Origin of the sequence: Streptomyces ambofaciens ATCC 23877 (assembly GCF_001267885.1) — a bacterium.
In the GTDB taxonomy this organism is placed as follows: domain Bacteria; phylum Actinomycetota; class Actinomycetes; order Streptomycetales; family Streptomycetaceae; genus Streptomyces; species Streptomyces ambofaciens.
The window spans coordinates 6,862,321-6,885,368 of sequence record NZ_CP012382.1; the positions used below are offsets into that span (position 1 = coordinate 6,862,321).

The window sequence follows — 23,048 nt, forward strand, 5'->3', positions numbered from 1 at the left end:
CGTCTGCGCAAACACCGGATCAGCGTGGGGAGTTCGGCATGGACAGGCGAGGCTTCAACCGACGGGTACTGCTGGGCGGCGCGGCCGTCGCGACATCGTTGTCCATCGCTCCGGAGACCGCCGGCGCCGCCGGTGCGGCGACGGGCGTCACCGCCAGGACGGCACCGGCCGGGGGCGCGGTGAAACACATCAGGATGTACGCCGAGAAGCTGCCCGACGGTCAGATGGGCTACGGCCTCGAGAAGGGCAAGGCGTCCATCCCCGGCCCGCTGATCGAGCTCAACGAGGGCGACACGCTGCACATCGAGTTCACGAACACGATGGACGTGCGGGCGAGCCTGCACGTCCACGGCCTGGACTACGAGATCTCCAGCGACGGCACCGCCGCGAACAAGAGCGACGTCGAGCCCGGCGGCACCCGCACCTACACCTGGCGCACCCACAAGCCCGGCCGCCGCGACGACGGCACCTGGCGGGCGGGGAGCGCGGGTTACTGGCACTACCACGACCACGTCGTCGGCACGGAACACGGCACCGGCGGCATCCGCAAGGGCCTGTACGGGCCGGTGATCGTGCGCCGCAAGGGCGACGTACTGCCGGACGCGACCCACACGATCGTCTTCAACGACATGCTCATCAACAACCAGAAGCCCCACACGGGCCCCAACTTCGAGGCCACCGTGGGCGACCGCGTCGAGATCGTGATGATCACGCACGGCGAGTACTACCACACCTTCCACATGCACGGTCACCGCTGGGCCGACAACCGCACCGGCATGCTCACCGGGCCCGACGACCCCAGCCAGGTCATCGACAACAAGATCACCGGCCCGGCGGACTCCTTCGGCTTCCAGATCATCGCGGGGGAGGGGGTGGGTGCCGGGGCGTGGATGTACCACTGCCATGTGCAGAGCCACTCCGACATGGGCATGGTGGGACTGTTCCTGGTGAAGAAGACGGACGGCACGATCCCCGGCTACGACCCGCACGAGCACCCGCACGGGCAGTCGGAGGACGCCGCGAGCGGGGCGAAGAGCGCCCCGGAGAAGAGCGGAGCGGCCTCCGCGGACGCGCACGCCCACCACCACTGAGGAGCGCCGAGAGCGCTCTCACCCCCTCGCGGGGCTGCCGCTATCCTGGCGGCAGCCGCCCGACGAGGAGCCCCGAAGTGAGCGAGACAGCGCCGCGTCCCACCCTGGAGGCCGTGGCCGAACACGCCGGGGTCTCGCGGGCCACCGTGTCCCGGGTGGTCAACGGGGCGCAGGGAGTGCGGGACGCGCTGGCCGAGCGGGTCCGGCGCGCGGTGGAGGAACTCGGCTACGTGCCCAACCAGGCCGCCCGCAGCCTGGTCACCAGACGCCACGACGCCGTCGCCGTGGTCGCCGCCGAGCCGGAGTCCCGGGTCTTCGCCGACCCCTACTTCGCCCAGCAACTGCGCGGCATCAGCAAGGAACTGACGGCCCACGACAACCAGCTCGTCCTGCTGCTCACCGAGGGCCGCGAGGACCACGCCCGGGTCGGGCGCTATCTGGCCGGCGGCCATGTCGACGGGGCTCTCGTCTTCTCCCTGCACCTCGACGACCCGCTGCCCGGCCTGGTCCGCAAAGCCGGCGTCCCGACCGTGTTCGGCGGCCGGCCCGGCTGGGACGACGGCCGGGACGACGCGGTGTACGTGGACAGCGACAACCGCGGAGGCGCCCGCGAGGCGGTCCGGCACCTGGCCGGCCTCGGCCGCGATCGCATCGCGCACATCACCGGCCCGCTCGACCAGACCTCCGCGGCCGACCGGCTCGCCGGCTTCCGTGACGTCCGGGCGGACGTCGGCCCGGACCTGGTCGCCCGCGGTGACTTCACCGCGGGCGGCGGGGAGCGCGCGATGCGGGAGCTGCTCGACCGGTGCCCCGACCTGGACGCCGTGTTCGCGGCCAACGACCTCACCGCGGCGGGCGCCCTGCGGGTGCTGCGGGAGCGCGGCCGGAGGGTGCCGGACGACGTGGCCGTGGTCGGCTTCGACGACATGCTGCCCGTCGCCGAGCAGACCGACCCGCCGTTGACGACGGTCCGCCAGGACATCGAGGAGATGGGGCGGCTGATGGCCCGTCTGCTGCTGCGCGGCCTGGACCGCGGCGCCGTGGCCGGCGACGGGGGAGCGATCGTGGCCGACACGTCGGCGGGAGTCGTCCTGCCGACCACGCTGGTCCGCCGCGCGACCGCGTGAGGCGGTGACCCGGGGTCCGAGGCCCGTCCCGGCTGACCGCCGGCCGCGCCGAGGACACCCCCTCCCGGCGCGTCCTCGCGGGGCGGGGCGGTCCGCCCCGGTCGCCTGCGCGGCGTGGGGCGCTTTCTTCCCGCCGAGCCGAGGACGCTCCCTCCCGGCGCGTCCTCGCGGGCCCGGGCGGTCCGCCCCGGTCGCCTGCGCGGCGTGGGGCGCCCTCTTCCTGCCGAGCCGCCGCGCGCTCTCCTCTCCCGGCCGGCCAGGTCCGAGCCCCGGCTTCAGGCCGGGCCTGTCGGCGAGGTCCGGTACCGGCCTCCGGCCGGCCCTGCCCGCGAGGTCCCGCCCCCGCCCGCCGGGCGGTCGACGGGACCGGCGGAACGGTCTAGAGCTCCCGCGGCGATGGTCTGAGGACCGCGAAGCGGGCGCCGTACGGGTCGGCGAGCCGGGCGAGGCGCCCGACGCCCTCGATGTCCGCGGCCGGCATTCGTACCGAGCCGCCCAGCCGCCCGGCCCGGTCGACCGCGGCGTCCGTGTCGTCCACCGCGAAGTACGGCAGCCAGTGCGGCTCCGACTCCACCGGGTCTCCGGCGAGCGGAACCACACCGCCGAACATGCTCTCCTCGCCCTCCCCGGCCGGGTTCACGCACGTGTACGTGCCCGCGCCGGGGAAGCGTACGGCGGAGGTCTCCAGCCCCAGCACCGCGTGGTAGTACGCGGCGGCGGCGGCGACGTCCGCCGTGTACAGCTCGACCCAGCACAGCGCGCCGCTGTCGCCGGCCACGCCGAGGCCGCCCAGCCGTCCCGGCTGCAAGAGGCCGAACCGCGCTCCGGTCCGGTCGGTGAGGATCGCCGCGGTGCCCTGCCCCGGCGCGTCCGCCGGCCGCACGAGCACACCGCCGCGGGCCCGCTCCGAGGCCTCGGCGGTGGCCGCAGCGTCATGGGTCTGGAAGTACACCGTCCAGGACGGCGGGCCCTGCTCCGGCGCCGTCCGCCTGGCGCCCGCCACGGACCGGCCGTCCAGCTCGAAGAAGCCGTACCCCCCGGCCTCGGGGCCCGCCGGCCGGAACCGCCAGCCGAAGAGGCCACCGTAGAAGGACGTGGCGCCGTCCACGTCGGAGGTGCCGACCTCGATCCAGTTCGGGGCGCCGGTGACGTAACGGGTGGTGAGCATCATCGCCCTCCTCGGAAGGGGCCCGTTGCCTGCTCTGCCGAGTCTTGCACCGACCACCGACAGCCGCTCCCGCGCGCCGCCGTGCGCCTCGGTCCGGGGCGGGGGACCATCGGGTCGGCCGGGGGCACGGCCGCGCGGCGTTGATCGGGCGTTGATCGAACGTTTTTCGCCGCACGGCACGCTCTGAGCATGCACATCGAGACGATCGCGACGCCCGACGACCTCGCCTGGCAGCAGGAGGCGTTGTGCGCACAGACCGGGGGCGACTTCTTCTTCCCCGAGCCCGGCAGCTCCGTCCGTGACGCCAAGCGGATCTGCGCCCTCTGCCCGATCCGCTCGGCCTGCCTGGAGTACGCGCTCAGCAACGACGAGCGCTTCGGCGTCTGGGGCGGGCTGTCGGAGAAGGAACGGCTGGTGCTGCGCCGCACCACGTACTGAGCCCCGCCCGCCCGCGCCGTCACGGCGGGGCGGGCGGGGCCGGTCGGACAGGTCAGCCCGCCGCCCGGGCCGCCATCCGCGCCTTGCGCGCCGCGAGCTTCTCGTCGAACTTGGCGGCCTCCGCGTCCAGACCGCCCATGTAGAGCCCCAGTTCCTCCTGGGCCTGCAGGCCCTCGGGGCCCAGGCCGTCGATCTCCATGATCTTCAGGAAGCGCAGCACCGGCTGGATCACGTCGTCGTGGTGGATGCGCAGGTTGTAGACCTCGCCGATCGCCATCTGCGCGGCGGCCCGCTCGAAGCCGGGCATGCCGTGACCGGGCATCCGGAAGTTGACGACCACGTCCCGCACCGCCTGCATCGTCAGGTCGGGCGCGAGCTCGAAGGCGGCCTTGAGCAGGTTCCGGTAGAAGACCATGTGCAGGTTCTCGTCGGTCGCGATGCGGGCCAGCATGCGGTCGCAGACCGGGTCGCCGGACTGGTGGCCCGTGTTGCGGTGCGAGATGCGGGTGGCGAGCTCCTGGAAGGCGACGTAGGCCACCGAGTGCAGCATGGAGTGCCGGTTGTCCGACTCGAAGCCCTCGCTCATGTGGGCCATCCGGAACTGCTCCAGCTGGTCCGGGTCGACCGCGCGCGAGGCGAGCAGGTAGTCGCGCATCACGATGCCGTGGCGGCCCTCCTCGGCGGTCCAGCGGTGCACCCAGGTGCCCCAGGCGCCGTCGCGGCCGAAGAGGCTGGCGATCTCGTGGTGGTAGCTGGGGAGGTTGTCCTCGGTCAGCAGGTTGACCACCAGGGCGATCCGGCCGATCTCGGTGACCTTGGACTGGCCCTTCTCCCAGGCCTCGCCGTCCTCGAAGAAGCCGGGGAAGTTGCGGCCGTCGCTCCAGGGCACGTACTCGTGCGGCATCCAGTCCTTGGTGACCTTCAGGTGCCGGTTCAGTTCGGTCTCGACCACTTCCTCCAGCGCGTACAGCAGCCGGGCGTCGGTCCATTCGGCGGAACTGTTGAGGTGCGGGGAGACGATCGTCACAGAGAACTCCAGGGGACGTGCGACTAAGCGGAATGCAGCCGGCGAGCGGTGCCGGGGAACTTACGGGATCGTAGGCTACGAAACCGTAGGTTACGAGACCGTAGGTTAAATGCACTGTAAAGGCCCCTGATCAGCCCCGTCCATCGGGGTGCGGCCCGACCGCGAGACACGCAGGTCCCAGGGCCGAACGGGTGACGCGCGCGGGGCTCGGCCGTACAGCTCCCGCAGCCGAACCGAGAGACAGGTCACACACCCTCCAGCTTCTCTGCTTCTCGAACTCGCCGATGTCGACCACGACCGGCTCGTGGCCGAGGTCGGCGAGCGGTTCCGCCGTCTCGAGGTGGGTCACCAGCCCGTCGGCGAGTCGGGGGCTGGGTCGGCGGACGAGGGCCTTCTTGCTGTACACGAGGGACCTTTCGCGTCGGCGCCGGCTGTCCCGGCGCCCGAGTCGGGGCGCCGGTCGGCCATCATGTAGCCCTCGCGCGCGGGGACGAACCCCCCCGTCATCCCCTCGTGGCCCTCCTGAGATGCTCCGCCGTGCTCGACCCGCGGGCGGCGAGCAGCTCGCGCGGGGTGCCCTCGAAGAGCACCTGGCCGCCGTCCCGGCCCCCGCCCGGGCCGAGGTCGATCACCCGGTCGGCGTGTGCCACCACGTCGAGGTCGTGCTCGACGACCACGACCGTGTTGCCGCTGTCGACCAGCCGGTCCAGCAGCGCGAGCAGTCCCTCGACGTCCGACATGTGCAGGCCGGCGGTCGGCTCGTCCAGCACGTACACGGCGCCGGTGCGGTGCAGCCGGGTGGCCAGCTTGATCCGCTGGCGCTCGCCGCCGGAGAGGGTGGACAGCGGCTGTCCCAGTGTGAGGTAGGTGAGGCCGACGTCCCGCAGGGCGTGCAGCCGCCGCCGTACGCCCGGGTCGGTGAAGAAGTCCAGGGCCCGGTCGGCGGTCATCGCCAGCACGTCGGCGACGGAGTGGCCGTCGATGGTCAGCCGCAGCACCTCCTCCCGGAAGCGCCGGCCCCCGCAGTCGTGGCAGGTCGTCGTCACCGGGTCCATGAAGGCGAGGTCGGTGTGGATGACCCCGCGTCCCTCGCAGGTGCCGCACGCCCCGGCCGAGTTGAAGCTGAAGAACCCCGGCTCGGCGCCCGTCTCCCGCGCGAAGATCCTCCGCACCGTGTCCATGACCCCGAGGTACGTCGCCGGGGTCGACCGCGCGGAGATGCCGATGGGGGACTGGTCGACGACCACCGCGTCCGGGTGCGCGGCGGTCAGCTCGGCGACCAGCGTGCTCTTGCCCGACCCGGCGACCCCGGTGACCACGGTGAGCACCCCGGTCGGGAAGGCCACCGTCACGTCCCGCAGGTTGTGCCGGTCGGCGCCCTTCACCCACAGCTCCCCGGTCGCCGTCCGCGAGGCCTCCTTCACGGTGGCGCGGCGTCCGAGGAAGCGTCCCGTGAGCGTGTCCGCCGCGGCCAGCTCCTCGGGCGTCCCCTCGAACACCACCCGGCCGCCGTCGGCACCGGCCCGCGGGCCCATGTCGACGACGTGGTCCGCCAGCGCGATGACGTCCGGGTCGTGCTCGACCACCAGCACGGTGTTGCCCTTGTCGCGCAGCCGCAGCAGCAGGTCGCCGAGGCGGCCGACGTCGCGCGGGTGCAGTCCGACGCTGGGCTCGTCGAAGACGTACGTCATCCCGGTCAGGCTGGAGCCGAGGTGCCGCACGGTCTTCAGCCGCTGTCCCTCGCCACCGGAGAGGGTGGAGGTCTCCCGGTCGAGGGACAGGTAGCCGAGACCGATCGCCTCGACGCGCTCCAGCGCGGTGACGGCGGCCGCGGCGACCGGCCGGGCCACCGGGTCGTCGATCTCGCCGAGCACGGCGATCAGGTCGGTGACCTGCATACGGCAGAAGTCGGCGAGGGAGCGACCGCCGATGCGGGAGGCGAGCGCCGCCGCGTTCAGCCGGGCGCCGCCGCAGTCCGGGCAGCGGCCCTCGACCAGGAACCCCCGCACCAGGTCCCGGGTCTTCTCGCTCATCGCCGACAGGTCCCGCTTGAGGTACAGGCGCTCGAACCGGTCGGCGAGCCCCTCGTACTCGGTGGTCCACGTGCCGCCCGAGCCGTTGACGGTGACCTTGCTGCCGGGCCGCCCGCGCATCAGGAACGCCCGCTCGGCCTCCGTCAGGTCGCCGACCGGCTTGTCCGGATCGAGCTCGGTGGTGTTGGTGTACGCCTGTCCCTGCCAGGTCCCCGCGGCGAACGGCGGGAAGCGCACCGCCCCGCCGGCCAGCGACCTGGTGGGGTCGAGGATGCGGTCCCAGTCGGGCTGCACCCTGCGGCCCAGGCCGTCGCATCCGGGGCACATGCCCGACGGGTCGTTGAACGAGTAGGCCGTGGCGGGCCCGGCGCTCGGGGTGCCGTGCCGGGAGAACAGCACCCGCAGCACCGAGTGGATGTCGGTCATCGTGCCGACCGTGGACCGGGAGTGGCCGCCGATCGGCCGCTGGTCGACGACGATGGCCGGGGTGAGGTCCTCCAGGGCGTCCGCGTGCGGGCGCTCGTACTTGGGCAGCCGGTTGCGCACGAACCAGGTGAACGTCTCGTTCAGCTGGCGCTGCGACTCGACCGCGATCGTGTCGAACACGACCGAGGACTTCCCCGACCCCGAAACGCCGGTGAACACGGTCAGCCGGACCTTCGGGATGCGGAGGGTGACGTCCTGGAGGTTGTTCTCCCTGGCTCCGGTAAGGGTGATGAACTCGCTCATGCGAGCGACGCTAGGTGGGATACCCGACAGCTTCTGTCTTGATTTCCTTCAGTTCTCCCTCCTCCATCAGCAGCCGGCGGGTGATGCCGATCGAGTCCAGGAACGGCAGGTCGTGGCTGGCCACGATCAACGCCCCCTCGTACGACTCCAGCGCGCTGGTGAGCTGCCGGACGCTCGCCATGTCCAGGTTGTTCGTCGGCTCGTCCAGCATCAGCAGCTGCGGCGCGGGTTCGGCCAGCATCAGCGCCGCCAGCGTCGCCCGGAAGAGTTCCCCGCCCGACAGCGTCCCCGCCCGCTGGTCGGCCCGGCCGCCCCGGAAGAGGAAGCGGGCCAGCCGCGCCCGGACCCGGTTGTCGGTGGCGCCCGGCGCGAACCGGGCCACGTTCTCGGCGACGCTCAGCTCGCCGTCGAGCACGTCCAGGCGCTGCGGCAGGAACCGCAGCGGGACGTGGACCGTCGCCTCGCCCGACACCGGCTCCAGCTCCCCGGCGATCGTGCGCAGCAGCGTCGTCTTGCCCGCGCCGTTGCGCCCGGTCAGCGCGATCCGCTCGGGGCCGTGCAGATCGAAGCCGCCCTTCACCCGCCTGCCATACGCGAGTTCCAGCTCGCGCACGGTGAGCACCGACCGGCCCGCCGGCACGGCCGTGTACGGCAGGTCGACACGGATCTCGTCGTCGTCCCGCACCGCCTCCACCGCTTCGTCGAGCCGCTCCCTGGCCTCGGTGAGCTTCTCCTCGTGCAGGAGGCGGTACTTGCCCGCGGACTCCTGCGCGGAGCGCTTGCGCAGCCGCATCACCGCGCGGGGTTCGCGCTTGTTGTCGTACATCTTCTGGCCGTACCGCCTGCGCCGGGCGAGGGTCACATGGGCGTCGGTCAGCTCGCGTTTCTGCTTGCGCAGGTCCGACTCGGCGACCCGCACCATCCGCTCGGCCGCCTCCTGCTCGACGGCCAGCGCCTCCTCGTACGCCGAGAAACGGCCGCCGTACCAGGTGATCGCGCCGGAGCGCAGGTCGGCGATCTGGTCGACGAGTTCGAGCAGCTCCCGGTCGTGGCTGACCACGACCATCGGGCCCGGCCAGGTCTCGACGGCCGTGTACAGCCGCCTGCGCGCGTACAGATCGAGGTTGTTGGTGGGCTCGTCCAGCAGCAGGACGTCGGGCCGGCGCAGCAGCAGCGCGGCCAGCCGCAGCAGCACCGACTCGCCGCCCGAGACCTCGCCGACGGTGCGGTCGAGCCCCACGTGACCGAGGCCGAGTTCACCGAGGGTGGCGAGGGCCCGCTCCTCGACGTCCCAGTCGTCGCCGACGGCCTCGAAGTGCTCCTCGGCCACGTCACCGGCCTCGATGGCGTGCAGCGCGGTGCGCCGCGCGGCGATGCCGAGCGCCTCGTCGACCCGCGACGCGGTGTCGAGCGTGACGTTCTGCGGGAGGTGGCCGACCTCGCCGGACACGCGGACGGTGCCGTCGGCCGGGGTCAGCTGTCCGGCGAGGAGTTTCAACAGGGTGGATTTCCCGGACCCGTTGACACCGACGAGCCCGGTCCTGCCGGGACCGAAGGCGGCGTCGAGCCCGTCGAAGACGGGGGTGCCGTCCGGCCAGGCGAAGGAGAGGGACGTACAGGTGAGGGAGAGGGACATACGGGGTCTCCGCGGTTGCTCGATGCGGTCAGGGGCAAACGCGTATCGAGACACCGGAGGCGGCGACCGCCGTGGGGCGCGGGAAGGAGGGGCCCGGGAGCATCGGCCAGGAGAAAGGTCCTGAGCAAGGTCCTGCTCCGCAAGGACGGCTCGAACGCCGAGGTCGCACGCGACGTACACACCCGTGGCGGGTGTGACGCGATGTCTCGAACCTCAGACGAGCAACGTCCTTCTCCGATCGGCGGCAACAGAAGCGCTGTACAACGTAGGAGAGGCAGGGAGGGCTGTCAACGCCTTTACGGGTCGGCCGACGGCCCGGTCTCAAGGCTTGCCCGCCCCGTCTCACGACCCCGAGGAGGCCCCGTGCCCAACGGCTCGCTCTCACTGCCGGCCCGGCTCTGCCTGCTGGCCTGGGACCCCGCGCGGCCCGGGGCCGGTGACACCGCCCGGGTGCACCATCTGGTGCGTGCCGGCGCGCTCACCGAGCTGGCCCAGCGCGGTCTGCTCGTCGACGACGAGGGCATCGCCACCCCCGTCGACCTGGACTCCCGCACCGGAGACGCGGTCCTCGACGGGCTGCTGGACCTCGTCCGCGAGTCGATGCCGCACCGGTGGCGCACCTGGGTGAGGCTGCACGCCGGGGTCACCTTCGACGCCGTCCGGGAGCAGTTGGTGGCCGACGGGTATCTGCGCGCCCGGAAGAAGCGCGTCCTGGGCGTCTTCCCCTCGGTGGAGCACGTGCTCGCGCGGGTCGCCGCCGCGCAGGTGCTGCGGGAGGAGACGCGGTACGCCATCGAGGGTGCGGTGCCGGCCGGGGAGGTGTCCGAGCGGGACGCGGCCGTGGCCGCGCTGGCGGCCGCCGCGGAACTGCGCACCCTGGGACCCGTCGGGAGGGGCGCGCACCGGGAACGCAGGATCGCCGAGCTGACCGGGCGCAGCGGGGCGGCGGCGCCCGGGCTGCGGAAGATCGTCGGCGAGGTGTGGGGAGCGGTGAGCGCCGAGACGGCACGCGCCGTGGCATCGACGGGCGGCTGAACGACCGCGTCCCGGCTCCGCCGGGGCCGGCAGGTCGCGGGTTCCGGTGTCGCCGGGGTCGGCAGGCCCCGAGTCTCGGCTTTCTCGGGAACGACAGGTCCCGCGTTCGCCTGGGCCGGTGGGCCCCGGGCCTGAGCTTCGCCTGGACCGGTGGGCCCCGGCCCCGAGCTTCGCCGGGGTCGGCAGGCCCCGGGCCTGTGCTCCGCCGGGGTCGGCAGGCCCCGGGCCTGTGCTCCGCCGGGGTCGACACGCCCCGGGCCCGTGCTCCGCCGGATCAGCAGGTCCCGCGCATCAGCTCCGCCAGCTCGTGGTCCAGATCCAGTTGGAGGTGCTCCAGGCCCACCGGCACCAGCTCGCCGGTGGCCTGCAGGAACCGGCGCAGCTCGCCCGAACGGACGTGGATCACGGCGGTGCCCTCGGGCGCGTGGAACTCCAGGACGGTGCGGTCGTACCCGTACGGCCGCACCCGCACGTCACCGTGACCGTCCGGCTCCCGCATCCCGGAGATGAGCAGTTCGCGGGAGAAGGTCCAGCAGACCTCCACGCCTTCGAGGGTGGCCGGAGCGGGGAAGGTCATGCGGACGGCGAACGGGTCGCCGCGGTCGTAGTGCAGCGTGGCGGGAATGCTCGGCATACGCGGCGCGGCGGCGACAAGACGCGCCTCGACGGGGTGCTCGATGACGGTGGACAACGTCTTGCTCCCTCGTGACGGCTGGACGGGCTCGGGGATGTACGGGCCGGGCACTGGAAGAGACGACGGAATCAGCCAATCCGTGCACACGAGATGCGAGTGACCTCTGTCACCGCGTTCATGCACGGGAGTGACACGGCTCTCCTCCTGTGCCTCTCCCGGCACTTGCGGCACTCGTGCGCCCGCGCTCCCGCCGCAGGCGGCCCTCTGGACGGCACCGGGGCGGTGGGCTAGCTTCGCCCGCCATGAGGCGCTTGGGGAGCACGCGACGCACGGCACGGTCCGTCCGGACCGGTGGCAGGGGCGGGGGACGGGCGGTGATCGCGGGAGCGGTGTGCGCCGCGGCCCTGGCCGCCCTGACGGCCGCCCCCGCACAGGCGCGGCACCGACCGCCGCACTGGGAGGTGAAGGCGACCGGGGTGTCCGAGGCCAGGTTCCGGGGACTCGCGGCCGTCAGCCGGCACACCGCCTGGGTGGCCGGCAGCCGCGGCACGGTCCTGCGCACCACCGACGGCGGCGACACCTGGCGGAACGTCTCGCCGCCGGGCGCCGGCGAGCTGGAGTTCCGGGACGTCGAGGCGTTCGACGCCCGCCGGGCCGTGGTCCTGGCCATCGGCGAGGGCGAGGCGTCCCGCGTCTACCGCACCGACGACGGCGGGGCGACCTGGACCGAGTCCTTCCGCAACACCGACGCGCGGGCCTTCTACGACTGCCTCACCTTCTTCGACAGCCGCCACGGCCTCGCCATGAGCGATCCGGTGGACGGCAGGTTCCGCATCCTGTCGACCGGCGACGGCGGTCGCTCCTGGAAGGTGCTGCCGAGCCGCGGCATGCCGGCCGCGCAGGACGGCGAGGCCGGCTTCGCGGCCAGTGGCCAGTGCCTGGTGGCGTCCGGGCCGAAGGACGTGTGGCTGGCCACCGGCGGCGCAGCACGCGCGCGCGTGCTGCACTCCGCCGACCGCGGACTCACCTGGACGGCCTCCGACGCCCCGATCCCGGCGGGCGACCCGGCCCGGGGCGTCTTCGCCCTCGCCTTCCGCGACCGCCTCCACGGCCTCGCGGTCGGCGGCGACTTCCGTCCCGACCAGAGCTCCCCCCGCTCCGCCGCCCGCACCAGCGACGGCGGTCGCGCCTGGCGGCCCGCGGGCGGCCCCCCGCCCGCCTACCGCTCCGGCGTCGCCTGGCTCCCGCACAGTCGCACCGCCGCCCTCGCGGTCGGCCCCACCGGCACGGACCTCACCACGGACGGCGGCACCACCTGGCGGACGGTCGACCCGGGGTCGTACGACACCGTGGACTGCACGCCGGACCTGGGCTGTTGGGCGGCGGGCGAGCGGGGGCGGGTCGCCCGGCTGGAGCTCTGACGCCGCGCGGGGCGGGTGTTCGTCCGTAACGTGGGTACCCGTTCGCCGAACGTGAGAAGAAGGGAGCGGACATGCCACGCGGGTCGAGCCCCAAGCGGGAACGGCAGTACGAGCACATCAAGGACAGCGCCGAGAACCGTGGCGAGAGCACCGGCCGTGCCAAGGAGATCGCGGCCCGGACGGTGAACAAGGAGCGCGCCCAGTCCGGCGAGTCGAAGACCGCCAGCCGTACGTCCACCCAGGACAAGTCGCCGAGCAAGCGCGGCGGCCAGCGGTCGGGCAACCGGCAGGGTCCCCAGGGGCCCACCTACGACCAGCTGTACCAGGAGGCCAAGCGCCGCGGCGTCAGCGGCCGTTCGAGCATGAACAAGGGCGAGCTGCAGCGCGCGCTGGGCAAGTGAGCCGTAGGGCCTCATCAGGAGAGGGTCTCCCGGTACCGGTCCAGCTCCGGCGCGGTCTTCGTGGCGACGAACTCGGTGACGCGGTACGCGCACACACCGGCCCTGACGAAGGGGTCGCCCGCGGTGATCTCCTCGATCCGCGCACGGTCCTCCGCGACGGCGATGATCACCCCGCCGTCGCGGGGCTCCTTGCGCCCGGACGCCAGGAACACCCCCTGCCCGTACAGCGCGTCGAGCCACGCCACGTGCTCCTCCAGCACGGCGTCGACGGCGTCGAGCGGGGCGGTGTAGGACAGCTCCAGTACGAACATGATCGCGAGCCTACTCGGGGGTCCCGTAGGCTTGCGGCCATCATGACGACCGTGACCGCGCGGATTCCCGACGACTGGCCCGCGACCGAGGAGCGGGCCCGCGCCGTGCAGGACGGACTGCGGGCCCGCGTGGTGCTGGACGAACCCGGCCCGCCGCCCGGCACGGGCCGGGTGACCGGCGTGGACGTCGCCTACGACGACGAACGCGACGTCGTCGCGGCGGCCGCCGTCGTCCTCGACGCCGCGACCCTCGACGTCGTCGCCGAGGCCACGGCCGTCGGGCGGATCTCCTTCCCGTACGTGCCGGGCCTGCTCGCCTTCCGCGAGATCCCGGCGGTCCTGGCCGCCCTGGACGCGCTGCCCTGTCCGCCGGGCCCGATCGTCTGCGACGGCTACGGCCGGGCCCACCCGCGCCGCTTCGGCCTCGCCAGCCACCTCGGCGTCCTCACCGGGCTGCCCACGATCGGCGTCGCCAAGAACCCGTTCACCTTCACGTACGACGATCCCGGCACGGCGCGCGGCAGTACGTCCCCGCTGCTCGCCGGCGCCGAGGAGGTAGGGCGCGCCGTCCGCACGCGCGAAGGCGTCAAGCCGGTCTTCGTCTCCGTCGGCCACCGCATGAGCCTCGACAACGCCTGCGCGCACACCCTGGCGCTGGCCCCGGCCTACCGGCTGCCGGAGACCACCCGCAGGGCCGACGCCCTGTGCCGCGAGGCCCTGCGGTCGGCCACCTACCCGGCCTGACCCTCGACGCTCCAGCGGCCCACCTCCCGGTAGGCGGAGTCGTAGATCGCCGAACCGTCCCCGGGCTTCAGGTCGTAGTGCTTCAGGTTGCCGCCCCAGTACCGCAGGATCCGCTGCAGCTCAGCCGTGGGGTCCTCGGCGAGCGCGCCCTCGTCCATGGTGACTTCGAGAAGGAACTTCATACCTTCAAGGATCTCATTGAAGTTCTTGTTGGGACTTGACCGCGTCCGAGCACGGATCTTCGTGGTCCGGAGCGGCGGAAGTCTCAAATCGCGGTGCGGACCGCCGCGGGCGGCCCGCGGCCTGCGCCGGGCGCCCGACCCCGTGGGGACCACCCGGGCCGGCTGAGTATCCGTACGGATGTGCCCACCGCGTCGGCGGCGACAGGATGGGCGCATGACGACACACCGCGCACCCGAGCGTTCAGCCCACCGGTCCGGCCGGCCCGTCGAGCGGGCGGTGGTCACCGGCCTGGTGCTCGCCGTGGCGGCCGGGACGGCCTGGATCGGCGGGATGATCTACACGATCGCGGGGTGGTCGGGGTAGGGCCCGGTCCGTCGGACAGGCCCTGACCCGGGCGGTCGTCAGCGGGTCGCGGCGACCCGGAAGCGGATGCCCGCCGCGCGCAGGCGGCCGGTCAGGGCGTCCCCCATCGCCACGGCCGTCGTGACCTGCCCGGCCACCGGCGGCAGATCGTCGAGGGCGAGCGAGAGGGCCGCCTCGGCGAACATCTTCGCCGTCTCGTCGTACCCCGGGTCACCGCCCGTGACCTCGGTGTACACCTTCCGGCCACCGCCCTCGCCCACGAAACGGACCGAGAACCGGCTCTTCGCCCGCTTCTCGGCGCTGGGCCCGTCGCCCGGCTTGAGCCGGTCGGACAGCCAGCGCCGTGCCTGCGGCACCTGGGCCGCCACCGCCAGCGCGCCCACCGCCGCCACTCCGCCGACGGCGACGGGCAGGTGCCGGACGGCCGCGTAGTGGCGGTAGCGGAAGTCGGGTCCGTAGCGGTCCAGGGCCTTCGCGGACCGCCGCACGACCTGCGCGTCGATGGTCGGCAGCGGCAGCGCCCAGGCACCGACCTCCCCGGCGAAGCGCGGCGGGCCCGTCGGTGTCACCGCGCGGCGGCCCACCAGCCGCGGCTCGTGGCGCCGGCGTTCCCGCGCGGCGTCCCGCAACTGACGGCCGCGCGCCATCTGGCCCAGCGCGGAGGCGAACGTACCGCCCGAGAAGGCGGCGTCGACGCTGACAAAGCCGTCCACGGTCAGCGGCACCCCCTCCGGGAGCTGCCGCACGGTGAAGTGCACGCCGAGGTCGTGCGGTACGGAGTCGAAGCCGCAGGCGTGCACCAGCCGCGCGCCGGTCTCCCGGGCGCGTGCGTCGTGGCGCACGTACGTCAGGTCCACGAACTCGGGCTCACCGGTGAGGTCGAGGTAGTCCGCGCCGGTCTCCGCGCAGGCGGCCACCAGGGCGTCGCCGTACCGGACGTACGGACCCACCGTCGTGGCCACCACGCGGGCCCGCTCGGCGAGTGCGCGCAGCGAGGACGGGTCGTTCACGTCGGCGCGCAGCACGCCGACGTCCGCCGTGCCGGGCAGCCGCTCCCGCAGCCGCCGCAGCTTCTCCTCGCTGCGGCCGGCGATCGCCCAGCGCAGCCCCGCGGGCGCGTGCGCGGCGAGGTACTCCGCGGTGAGTTCACCGACGAATCCCGTCGCCCCGAAGAGCACGACGTCGTACGGCCGGTCGGCCTCGTTCAGCCTGCTCATGACATCCCTTCGTCACCCGTCGGCGATCCCTGGACCCGCAGCACGCGCCGTCGCCGGTGGCCGAGGCTAGCGTGAGGACTGCCGACCCGGAGAGGGGCCCGGCCATAATTGGCTAAGCGCTTGCTCGCCCGGGTCTTGTGTCCGGTGGAACACGTTCCTAGCATCACTGGTGTTACAGCAACTGTGTCACATGACTGGGGGCTCCATGTCGGGAGCGAGGACGGCGGGGCCGGAGCCGGGGCGAGAGCCCGGCGCGGGCCCGCTCGGCGGGGTGCGCGTGGTCGAGCTGGCCGGTATCGGCCCCGGGCCCTTCGCCGCCATGCTCCTGGCCGACCTGGGGGCCGACGTGGTCCGCGTCGACCGTCCGGGGGGTGCCGGCCTCGGGATCGATCCCGCCCGCGACGTCACCAACCGCAACAAGCGTTCGGTGATCGTCGACCTGAAGGCGGCGGACGGTCCGGCCCGGGTCCTCGACCTCGCCGAACGCGCCGACGTGCTGATCGAGGGCTACCGCCCCGGCGTCGCCGAACGGCTCGGCGTCGGTCCGGGCGACTGCCACGCGCGCAACCCGCGCCTGGTCTACGGCCGCATGACCGGCTGGGGCCAGGACGGCCCGCTCGCCGACCGCGCCGGACACGACATCGGGTACATCGCGCTCACCGGGACCCTCGGCATGATCGGCGCCCCGGACGAGCCCCCGGCCGTCCCGGCCAACCTCGTGGGCGACTACGCGGGCGGCTCCCTCTACCTGGTCGTCGGTGTCCTCGCCGCCCTGCACCACGCGCGCGCCGGCGGTGCCGGGCAGGTCGTCGACGCCGCCATCGTCGACGGCGCGGCCCACCTCTCCTCGATGATCCACGGCATGCTCGCCGCCGGCGCCTGGCAGGACCGCAGGGGCACCAACCTCCTCGACGGCGGCTGCCCCTTCTACGGCACCTACGCGACCGCCGACGGCCGCCACATGGCGGTCGGCGCCCTGGAGCCCCGGTTCTACGCCGAGTTCATGGACCTGCTCGGCATCCCCGAGCGCGCACCCGCCCGCGACGACCCGGCCCGCTGGTCCGAGCTGCGCGAGGCCATCGCCGCCCGGTTCGCGACCCGTACCCGGGACGAGTGGACGGCCGTCTTCGCGGTCTCCGACGCCTGCGTGGCGCCCGTCCTGTCGCTGCGTGAGGCGCCGCACCACCCGCACCTGGCCGCCCGCGGCACCTTCACCGACCACGGCGGCATCACCCAGCCCGCCCCCGCGCCCCGCTTCTCCGCGACCCCCACCGCCGTCCGCACCGGGCCCGCCCTGCCGGGCGCCGACGCCGAGGCCGTGGCCCGCGACTGGGGCCTGCCCCGAAGCCCGGACCCCGTCCCGACCCTCGCACCGAACCCTCAGTGAAAGGCCTGCCAGTGACCACCGAAGCGTACGTGTACGACGCGATCCGCACCCCGCGCGGACGCGGCAAGGCGAACGGCGCCCTGCACGGCACGAAGCCCGTCGACCTGGTCGTCGGCCTCATCCACGAGATCCGCGCCCGCTTCCCGGACCTGGACCCGGCCGCCGTCGACGACATCGTGCTCGGCGTCGTGGGACCCGTCGGCGACCAGGGCTCCGACATCGCCCGCATCGCCGCCATCGCCGCGGGACTGCCCGACACCGTGGCCGGCGTCCAGGAGAACCGCTTCTGCGCCTCGGGCCTGGAGGCCGTCAACCTGGCCGCCGCCAAGGTGCGCTCCGGCTGGGAGGACCTGGTCCTCGCCGGCGGCGTGGAGTCGATGTCCCGGGTGCCCATGGCCTCGGACGGGGGCGCCTGGTTCAACGACCCGATGACCAACCTCGCCACCAACTTCGTGCCGCAGGGCATCGGCGCCGACCTCATCGCCACCATCGAGGGCTTCTCGCGCCGCGACGTCGACGAGTACGCGGCCCTCTCCCAGGAGCGCGCGGCGACCGCCTGGAAGGAGAACCGCTTCGAGCGGTCCGTCGTACCGGTGCGGGACCGCGCCGGCCTCACCGTCCTCGACCACGACGAACACCTGCGCCCCGGCACCACCGCCGACTCCCTCGCCGGCCTCAAGCCGTCCTTCGCCGACATCGGCGAACTCGGCGGCTTCGACGCCGTGGCGCTGCAGAAGTACCACTGGGTCGAGAAGATCGACCACGTCCACCACGCGGGCAACTCCTCCGGCATCGTGGACGGCGCCTCCCTGGTCGCCATCGGCTCCAAGGAGGTCGGCGACCGCTACGGCCTCGCCCCGCGGGCCCGGATCGTCTCCGCCGCCGTGTCCGGCTCCGAGCCCACCATCATGCTCACCGGCCCCGCCCCCGCCACCCGCAAGGCGCTCGCCAAGGCCGGGCTGACCATCGACGACATCGACCTCGTCGAGATCAACGAGGCCTTCGCGGCCGTCGTCCTGCGCTTCGTGAAGGACATGGGCCTGTCCCTGGACAAGGTCAACGTCAACGGCGGCGCCATCGCGCTCGGCCACCCCCTCGGCGCCACCGGCGCGATGATCCTCGGCACCCTCGTCGACGAACTGGAGCGTCAGGACAAGCGCTACGGCCTCGCCACCCTCTGCGTGGGCGGCGGCATGGGCATCGCCACGATCGTCGAGCGCATCTGACTCCCAGCGGAACCGCGGCCACAAAGACCTCACTGGAGACCCCTGTCATGACGACCGAGAGCACCACCATCCGCTGGGAACAGGACGACACCGGAGTCGTCACCCTCGTCCTCGACGACCCCGCCCAGTCCGCGAACACCATGAACCAGGCGTTCCGCGAGTCCCTGGCGGTGGTCACCGACCGCCTGGAGGCCGAGAAGGAGTCGATCCGCGGCGTCATCGTCACCTCCGCGAAGAAGACCTTCTTCGCCGGCGGCGACCTGCGCGACCTGATCCGCGTCACCCCGGAGACCGCCCAGGACCTCTTCGACGGCGGCATGGCGATCAAGCGGAACCTGCGCCGCATCGAGACCCTCGGCAAGCCCGTCGTCGCCGCGATGAACGGCGCGGCCCTCGGCGGCGGCTACGAGATCGCCCTCGCCTGCCACCACCGCGTCGCCCTCGACGCGCCCGGCTCCAAGATCGGCTGTCCGGAGGTCACGCTCGGCCTGCTCCCCGGGGGCGGTGGCGTCGTCCGCACCGTCCGCATGCTCGGCATCACCGACGCGCTGCTCAAGGTGCTCCTCCAGGGCACCCAGTACAACCCGCGCCGCGCCCGGGAGAACGGCCTGGTCGACGAGGTCGCCGACAGCCGCGAGGACATGCTCGCCAGGGCCCGCGCCTTCATCGACGCCCACCCGGAGTCCGCCCAGCCCTGGGACCGGCCCGGCTACCGCATCCCCGGCGGCACGCCCTCCCACCCCAAGTTCGCGGCCAACCTGCCCGCCTTCCCCGCCAACCTGCGCAAGCAGACGGGCGGCGCCCCCTATCCGGCACCGCGCAACATCATGGCCGCCGCCGTCGAGGGCTCCCAGGTCGACTTCGAGACCGCGCAGGTCATCGAGGCCCGCTACTTCGTCGAGCTGGCCGCCGGCCAGACCGCGAAGAACATGATCCAGGCGTTCTTCTTCGACCTGCAGGCCGTCAACTCGGGGGCCAACCGCCCCCAGGGCATCGAGCCCCGCAAGGTCACCAGGGTCGCCGTCCTCGGCGCCGGCATGATGGGCGCCGGCATCGCCTACTCGTGCGCCCGCGCGGGCATCGACGTGGTCCTCAAGGACGTCTCGCTGGAGTCGGCGCTCAGGGGCAAGGGCTACTCCGAGAAGCTGTGCGCCAAGGCCGTCGCCAAGGGCCGCACGACCCAGGAGAAGGCCGACGCGCTGCTCGCCCGGATCACGCCGACCGCCGAGGCCGCCGACCTCGCGGGCTGCGACGCGGTGATCGAGGCGGTCTTCGAGGACACCTCCCTCAAGCACAAGGTGTTCCAGGAGATCCAGGACGTCGTCGCCCCCGACGCGCTGCTCTGCTCCAACACCTCCACGCTCCCCATCACCGCGCTGGCCGAGGGCGTCGAGCGCCAGGCCGACTTCATCGGACTGCACTTCTTCTCGCCGGTCGACAGGATGCCGCTCGTCGAGATCATCAAGGGCGAGCGCACCGGCGACGAGGCGCTGGCCCGCGCCTTCGACCTGGTCCGGCAGATCGCCAAGACGCCGATCGTCGTCAACGACTCGCGCGGCTTCTTCACCTCCCGGGTCATCGGCCACTTCATCAACGAGGGCGTGGCGATGGTCGGTGAGGGCATCGAGCCCGCGTCGGTCGAGCAGGCGGCGGCCCAGGCGGGCTACCCGGCCAAGGTGCTCTCCCTGATGGACGAGCTGACGCTGACCCTCCCGCGGAGGATCCGCCAGGAGACGAAGCGGGCCGTGGAGGAGGCGGGCGGCACCTGGACCGCGCACCCCGCCGAGGCCGTCATCGACCGCATGGTGGACGAGTTCGAGCGCCCCGGCCGCAGCGGCGGCGCCGGGTTCTACGAGTACGGCGAGGACGGCCGGCGGGCGGGCCTGTGGCCGGGCCTGCGCGAGCACTTCACCCAGCCGGGCCACGAGATCCCGTTCCGGGACATGCAGGAGCGCATGCTCTTCGCGGAGGCGCTCGACACGGTGCGGCTGCTGGAGGAGGGCGTGCTGACCTCCGTCGCCGACGCCAACATCGGCTCGATCCTCGGCATCGGCTTCCCCGGCTGGACCGGCGGCGTCCTCCAGTACATCAACGGCTACGACGGCGGCGCCGGGGGCGCCACCGGCCTGCCCGGCTTCGTGGCCCGCGCGCGGGAGCTCGCCGACCGCTACGGCGAGCGCTTCACGCCGCCCGCGCTGCTGGTGGAGAAGGCGGACAAGGGGGAGGTCTTCACCGACGGCCGCTGAGGGGCCACGTCCCGGGCCACGCCGAGCTCACCGTCCTCACCCGGCCCCGCCCGCGTCGCCCGGGCCCGCGTCGCCGTGGTTGGCGTCGCCCGGGCTCGCGTCGCCCGGGCTCGCGTCGCCCCGGCTCGCCTCGCCCTGGTTCGCCCGGCCCCCGTTCGCCTCGCCCCCGTCGAGCCACTCCCGCAGCTCCTGGCGGAGCGACCGCTGGAACGTGGTCAGCAGCGCCTGCACCACCAGCGGGTGCATGTGGGCCGACAGCGACCGCACGTCCCGCGCGTCGCGTTCGGCGACCGCGTCGCGCAGCAGCCGCGACAGGTCCCGCGCGGCGGCGCGGGAGTGTGCGAGCAGGGCGGTGCGGGCGGCGAGGACCGTCTCGGGGGAGAAGGGCACGTCGAGCAGTTCGACGCCCAGCCGCAGCAACCCGACGTCGACGCGGTAGCCGTCGCCGTCGGGCGCGGCGACGTCCATCGCCACGAGCCGGCCCACCTCCTCGTCGGTCAGCGGCCGGCCCGCCCGCCGGCCCAGCTCCTCACGCGTGACGCTCTCCACCGCCTCCGGCGCCCAGGAGGCCACCACGGCGCGGTGCAGCGCCAGGTCGTGGGGGCTCAGATCCGGCGGCAGCCGCCCCAGGTACCGCTCGATCGCGGCCAGTGTCATGCCCTGGTGCTGCAACTCCTCGATCAGCGCCAGCCGGGCGAGATGCTCCCCGCCGTAGCGCCCCACCCGGCGCGGGCCGATCGCGGGGGGCGGCAGCAGCCCCCGGGTGCCGTAGAAGCGGACCGTGCGCACCGTGACGCCGGCCCGCGCCGCCAGCTCGTCGATCGTGAGCGCGGGCTCCTCGGTGTCGGTCGTCGTCATGTGCAGCAGTATCGCTGTCTCACCAATGCTGTGACACCTCTTGTGCATCAGGTGGAGACGGCAGACCGATCCTGTGAGAAGTCACGCTGTGTGACATGAGCCACCGCATGTCGACGCAGAGTCGTGGGAAGGTGCTGCCTTGGTCTGTGCCGCGAAGGGTGGTGCGGGCCTCGTCACTGTACGGACGACCTGGGCGTATCCCGCCCGGGCGCACCAGAGAGTGGAACCACCCGTGAGCAAGGACGCCGTCGACACGGCACAGGTCGCCGCCCACCCCCAGGCGACCGGGACCATCCCCGCGGACGCGGGCGACGCCGGTTACAGCAAGGGCCTCAAGGCCCGCCACGTCAACATGATCGCCATCGGTGGCGCGATCGGCACGGGGCTCTTCCTCGGCGCCGGCGGGCGGCTGCGCGACGCGGGCCCGGCGCTCGCGATCGCCTACCTCGTCTGCGGCGTCTTCGCCTTCTTCGTCGTCAGGGCCCTCGGTGAGCTCGTGCTCTACCGGCCCTCCTCCGGGTCCTTCGTGTCATACGCGCGCGAGTTCCTCGGCGAGAAGGGCGCCTACGTCGCCGGCTGGATGTACTTCCTGAACTGGTCGACGACCGGCATCGCCGACATCACGGCGATCGCCCTGTACACGCACTACTGGAGTATGTTCACGAGCATTCCGCAATGGGTGCTCGCGCTGATCGCCCTCGCCGTGGTGCTGGCGGTCAACCTCATCTCGGTGAAGATCTTCGGCGAGATGGAGTTCTGGTTCGCGATCGTCAAGGTCGCCACCCTCGTCGGCTTCATGCTGATCGGCATCTTCCTGCTGGCCACCCAGCACGAGGTGGGCGGCCACACCCCGGGCGTGAGCATGATCACCGACCACGGCGGCGTCCTCCCGCACGGGGTGATGCCCGTCGTCCTGGTCATGCAGGGCGTGATCTTCGCGTACGCGGCCCTGGAACTGGTCGGCGTCGCCGCCGGCGAGACCGCCGAGCCGGAGAAGGTCGTCCCGCGCGCGGTGAACTCGATCATGTGGCGCGTCGCCCTGTTCTACGTCGGCTCGGTCGTGCTGCTGGCCCTGCTGCTGCCGAGCTCGCTCTACTCGGGCGACCAGAGCCCCTTCGTCACCGTCCTGTCGAAGATCGGCGTCCCGGCGGCCGGCGACGTGATGAACCTCGTGGTCCTCACGGCGGCCATGTCGTCCCTCAACTCCGGCCTGTACTCCACCGGCCGCATCCTGCGTTCCATGGCGATGGCGGGCTCCGCGCCGAAGTTCACCGGCGTGATGAGCCGCACCCAGGTCCCCTACGGCGGCATCCTGCTGACCTGCGCGGTCTGCGTGCTCGGCGTCGGCCTCAACTTCCTGGTCCCGAGCAAGGCCTTCGAGATCGTGCTGAACGTCGCCTCCCTGGGCATCATCAGCACCTGGGTGATCATCATGATCTGTCACCTGGTCTTCGTGCGCCGGGCGCGCGAGGGCCTGGTCACCCGGCCGCACTTCCGTCTGCCGGGCAGCCCGGTCACGGAGATCGTCACGATCGTCTTCCTGCTGTCCGTCCTCGTCCTGATGTGGAACGACCCCGAGGTCGGCCGCAAGACCCTGTACCTGGTCCCCGTGATCGCGGTGATGCTGGTGGCGGGCTGGTTCGGCGTACGGCGCCGGGTGGCGGCCAACGCCGAACAGGAGCTGTCCGGCCTGACGAAGTAGCGGGCCAGGAGCATCGGGGGCGCCTCGCGGGCCGGGGCGCCCCGGCCGTCAGGAGTCGCGGAACGCCCTCT

General features: G+C 73.0%; 21 protein-coding genes and 1 pseudogene. 12 read left to right on the forward strand and 10 right to left on the reverse strand.

The window, feature by feature from the left end; genetic code table 11:
* Positions 1 to 38: 38 nt before the first annotated feature.
* Positions 39 to 1,091 carry a multicopper oxidase domain-containing protein gene (locus tag SAM23877_RS30210; RefSeq protein WP_053139888.1) on the forward strand — a complete coding sequence of 351 codons (1,053 nt, stop codon included), beginning with the start codon at positions 39 to 41 and terminating at the stop codon, positions 1,089 to 1,091.
* Between the two features lie 77 nt (positions 1,092 to 1,168).
* On the forward strand, positions 1,169 to 2,218 hold the full coding sequence (locus tag SAM23877_RS30215) for a LacI family DNA-binding transcriptional regulator (protein WP_053139891.1): 1,050 nt from the start codon (positions 1,169 to 1,171) through the stop codon (positions 2,216 to 2,218).
* 379 nt (positions 2,219 to 2,597) lie between these two features.
* Here the strand turns inward: SAM23877_RS30215 and SAM23877_RS30220 are convergent, their stop codons facing one another.
* Positions 2,598 to 3,386, reverse strand: a complete 789-nt coding sequence (locus SAM23877_RS30220; RefSeq protein ID WP_053143037.1) for a VOC family protein — start codon at positions 3,384 to 3,386, stop codon at positions 2,598 to 2,600.
* Positions 3,387 to 3,575: 189 nt separating this feature from the next.
* Here SAM23877_RS30220 and SAM23877_RS30225 point away from each other — a divergent pair, with 189 nt between their 5' ends.
* Complete coding sequence (locus tag SAM23877_RS30225) at positions 3,576 to 3,824, forward strand: WhiB family transcriptional regulator (RefSeq protein ID WP_053139893.1); 249 nt, start codon at positions 3,576 to 3,578, stop codon at positions 3,822 to 3,824.
* Positions 3,825 to 3,876: 52 nt separating this feature from the next.
* Here the strand turns inward: SAM23877_RS30225 and SAM23877_RS30230 are convergent, their stop codons facing one another.
* From SAM23877_RS30230 to SAM23877_RS30240, 4 genes and pseudogenes are all read right to left on the reverse strand, one after another.
* On the reverse strand, positions 3,877 to 4,851 hold the full coding sequence (locus SAM23877_RS30230; protein WP_053139896.1) for an acyl-ACP desaturase: 975 nt from the start codon (positions 4,849 to 4,851) through the stop codon (positions 3,877 to 3,879).
* A 213-nt stretch (positions 4,852 to 5,064) separates the two neighbouring features.
* Positions 5,065 to 5,188, reverse strand: a pseudogene (locus SAM23877_RS39305) (N(G),N(G)-dimethylarginine dimethylaminohydrolase); the annotation flags it as partial.
* Positions 5,189 to 5,354: 166 nt separating this feature from the next.
* Complete coding sequence (locus SAM23877_RS30235; RefSeq protein ID WP_053139898.1) at positions 5,355 to 7,613, reverse strand: ATP-binding cassette domain-containing protein; 2,259 nt, start codon at positions 7,611 to 7,613, stop codon at positions 5,355 to 5,357.
* 10 nt (positions 7,614 to 7,623) lie between these two features.
* Positions 7,624 to 9,249: an ABC-F family ATP-binding cassette domain-containing protein gene (locus SAM23877_RS30240; RefSeq protein WP_053139900.1), complete on the reverse strand. Its 1,626-nt coding sequence runs from the start codon at positions 9,247 to 9,249 to the stop codon at positions 7,624 to 7,626.
* 363 nt (positions 9,250 to 9,612) lie between these two features.
* Here SAM23877_RS30240 and SAM23877_RS30245 point away from each other — a divergent pair, with 363 nt between their 5' ends.
* Positions 9,613 to 10,284: a GOLPH3/VPS74 family protein gene (locus SAM23877_RS30245; RefSeq protein WP_053139902.1), complete on the forward strand. Its 672-nt coding sequence runs from the start codon at positions 9,613 to 9,615 to the stop codon at positions 10,282 to 10,284.
* 274 nt (positions 10,285 to 10,558) lie between these two features.
* Here the strand turns inward: SAM23877_RS30245 and ssgD are convergent, their stop codons facing one another.
* Positions 10,559 to 10,975 (reverse strand): spore wall synthesis regulator SsgD, encoded by a 417-nt coding sequence (gene ssgD, locus SAM23877_RS30250; protein WP_053139905.1) that lies wholly within the window; start codon positions 10,973 to 10,975, stop codon positions 10,559 to 10,561.
* Positions 10,976 to 11,220: 245 nt separating this feature from the next.
* Between ssgD and SAM23877_RS30255 the strand changes: the two genes are divergently transcribed.
* The gene (locus tag SAM23877_RS30255; RefSeq protein WP_425314772.1) at positions 11,221 to 12,339 is read left to right on the forward strand and encodes a beta propeller repeat protein; all 1,119 of its coding nucleotides are present in this window, start codon (positions 11,221 to 11,223) and stop codon (positions 12,337 to 12,339) included.
* 71 nt (positions 12,340 to 12,410) lie between these two features.
* Entirely contained in the window at positions 12,411 to 12,740 is a 330-nt protein-coding gene (locus SAM23877_RS30260; RefSeq protein WP_053139909.1) for a hypothetical protein, read from the forward strand.
* A 14-nt stretch (positions 12,741 to 12,754) separates the two neighbouring features.
* Here SAM23877_RS30260 and SAM23877_RS30265 read toward each other — a convergent pair whose 3' ends face one another.
* Positions 12,755 to 13,051, reverse strand: coding sequence for a YciI family protein (locus tag SAM23877_RS30265; RefSeq protein ID WP_053139911.1), 297 nt, complete (start codon positions 13,049 to 13,051; stop codon positions 12,755 to 12,757).
* 42 nt (positions 13,052 to 13,093) lie between these two features.
* Between SAM23877_RS30265 and SAM23877_RS30270 the strand changes: the two genes are divergently transcribed.
* Entirely contained in the window at positions 13,094 to 13,795 is a 702-nt protein-coding gene (locus SAM23877_RS30270; protein ID WP_053139913.1) for an endonuclease V, read from the forward strand.
* Here SAM23877_RS30270 and SAM23877_RS30275 read toward each other — a convergent pair.
* Positions 13,783 to 13,977 carry a hypothetical protein gene (locus SAM23877_RS30275; protein ID WP_053139915.1) on the reverse strand — a complete coding sequence of 65 codons (195 nt, stop codon included), beginning with the start codon at positions 13,975 to 13,977 and terminating at the stop codon, positions 13,783 to 13,785. The two genes, SAM23877_RS30270 and SAM23877_RS30275, sit on opposite strands and share 13 nt — an antisense overlap.
* 214 nt (positions 13,978 to 14,191) lie before the next feature.
* On the opposite strand from SAM23877_RS30275, the gene mmpA reads away from it, so the two are divergent.
* A complete protein-coding gene (gene mmpA / locus SAM23877_RS30280) occupies positions 14,192 to 14,341 on the forward strand; it encodes a morphogenic membrane protein MmpA (protein ID WP_079030523.1) in 150 nt (49 codons plus the stop codon).
* Between the two features lie 38 nt (positions 14,342 to 14,379).
* On the opposite strand, the gene SAM23877_RS30285 is transcribed toward mmpA, so the two are convergent.
* A complete protein-coding gene (locus SAM23877_RS30285; protein ID WP_053139920.1) occupies positions 14,380 to 15,558 on the reverse strand; it encodes a saccharopine dehydrogenase family protein in 1,179 nt (392 codons plus the stop codon).
* Between the two features lie 190 nt (positions 15,559 to 15,748).
* On the opposite strand from SAM23877_RS30285, the gene SAM23877_RS30290 reads away from it, so the two are divergent.
* Genes SAM23877_RS30290 through SAM23877_RS30300 form a run of 3 tightly spaced genes read left to right on the forward strand, consistent with a single transcriptional unit; the run spans position 15,749 to position 20,417 of the window.
* A complete protein-coding gene (locus SAM23877_RS30290) occupies positions 15,749 to 16,945 on the forward strand; it encodes a CaiB/BaiF CoA transferase family protein (protein WP_425314773.1) in 1,197 nt (398 codons plus the stop codon).
* A gap of 11 nt (positions 16,946 to 16,956) precedes the next feature.
* The gene (locus tag SAM23877_RS30295) at positions 16,957 to 18,171 is read left to right on the forward strand and encodes an acetyl-CoA C-acetyltransferase (RefSeq protein WP_053139924.1); all 1,215 of its coding nucleotides are present in this window, start codon (positions 16,957 to 16,959) and stop codon (positions 18,169 to 18,171) included.
* A 47-nt stretch (positions 18,172 to 18,218) separates the two neighbouring features.
* Complete coding sequence (locus tag SAM23877_RS30300) at positions 18,219 to 20,417, forward strand: 3-hydroxyacyl-CoA dehydrogenase NAD-binding domain-containing protein (RefSeq protein ID WP_053139926.1); 2,199 nt, start codon at positions 18,219 to 18,221, stop codon at positions 20,415 to 20,417.
* A gap of 36 nt (positions 20,418 to 20,453) precedes the next feature.
* Here SAM23877_RS30300 and SAM23877_RS30305 read toward each other — a convergent pair whose 3' ends face one another.
* On the reverse strand, positions 20,454 to 21,323 hold the full coding sequence (locus tag SAM23877_RS30305; protein WP_244903027.1) for a MerR family transcriptional regulator: 870 nt from the start codon (positions 21,321 to 21,323) through the stop codon (positions 20,454 to 20,456).
* A 184-nt stretch (positions 21,324 to 21,507) separates the two neighbouring features.
* On the opposite strand from SAM23877_RS30305, the gene SAM23877_RS30310 reads away from it, so the two are divergent.
* Positions 21,508 to 22,977 (forward strand): amino acid permease, encoded by a 1,470-nt coding sequence (locus SAM23877_RS30310; RefSeq protein ID WP_053139928.1) that lies wholly within the window; start codon positions 21,508 to 21,510, stop codon positions 22,975 to 22,977.
* Positions 22,978 to 23,048: the final 71 nt, after the last annotated feature.

Bases quoted from the DNA above. Each gene is read 5' to 3' on its own strand.
- SAM23877_RS30260 (WP_053139909.1), top strand. From the start codon at position 12,411: ATGCCACGCGGGTCGAGCCCCAAGCGGGAACGGCAGTACGAGCACATC.
- SAM23877_RS30210 (WP_053139888.1), top strand. From the start codon at position 39: ATGGACAGGCGAGGCTTCAACCGACGGGTACTGCTGGGCGGCGCGGCC.
- SAM23877_RS30275 (WP_053139915.1), bottom strand. From the start codon at position 13,977: ATGAAGTTCCTTCTCGAAGTCACCATGGACGAGGGCGCGCTCGCCGAG.
- SAM23877_RS30235 (WP_053139898.1), bottom strand. From the start codon at position 7,613: ATGAGCGAGTTCATCACCCTTACCGGAGCCAGGGAGAACAACCTCCAG.
- SAM23877_RS30225 (WP_053139893.1), top strand. From the start codon at position 3,576: ATGCACATCGAGACGATCGCGACGCCCGACGACCTCGCCTGGCAGCAG.
- SAM23877_RS30265 (WP_053139911.1), bottom strand. From the start codon at position 13,051: ATGTTCGTACTGGAGCTGTCCTACACCGCCCCGCTCGACGCCGTCGAC.
- SAM23877_RS30290 (WP_425314773.1), top strand. From the start codon at position 15,749: ATGACTGGGGGCTCCATGTCGGGAGCGAGGACGGCGGGGCCGGAGCCG.
- SAM23877_RS30285 (WP_053139920.1), bottom strand. From the start codon at position 15,558: ATGAGCAGGCTGAACGAGGCCGACCGGCCGTACGACGTCGTGCTCTTC.
- SAM23877_RS30220 (WP_053143037.1), bottom strand. From the start codon at position 3,386: ATGCTCACCACCCGTTACGTCACCGGCGCCCCGAACTGGATCGAGGTC.
- mmpA (WP_079030523.1), top strand. From the start codon at position 14,192: ATGACGACACACCGCGCACCCGAGCGTTCAGCCCACCGGTCCGGCCGG.
- SAM23877_RS30305 (WP_244903027.1), bottom strand. From the start codon at position 21,323: ATGCACAAGAGGTGTCACAGCATTGGTGAGACAGCGATACTGCTGCAC.
- SAM23877_RS30270 (WP_053139913.1), top strand. From the start codon at position 13,094: ATGACGACCGTGACCGCGCGGATTCCCGACGACTGGCCCGCGACCGAG.
- SAM23877_RS30300 (WP_053139926.1), top strand. From the start codon at position 18,219: ATGACGACCGAGAGCACCACCATCCGCTGGGAACAGGACGACACCGGA.
- SAM23877_RS30255 (WP_425314772.1), top strand. From the start codon at position 11,221: ATGAGGCGCTTGGGGAGCACGCGACGCACGGCACGGTCCGTCCGGACC.
- SAM23877_RS30240 (WP_053139900.1), bottom strand. From the start codon at position 9,249: ATGTCCCTCTCCCTCACCTGTACGTCCCTCTCCTTCGCCTGGCCGGAC.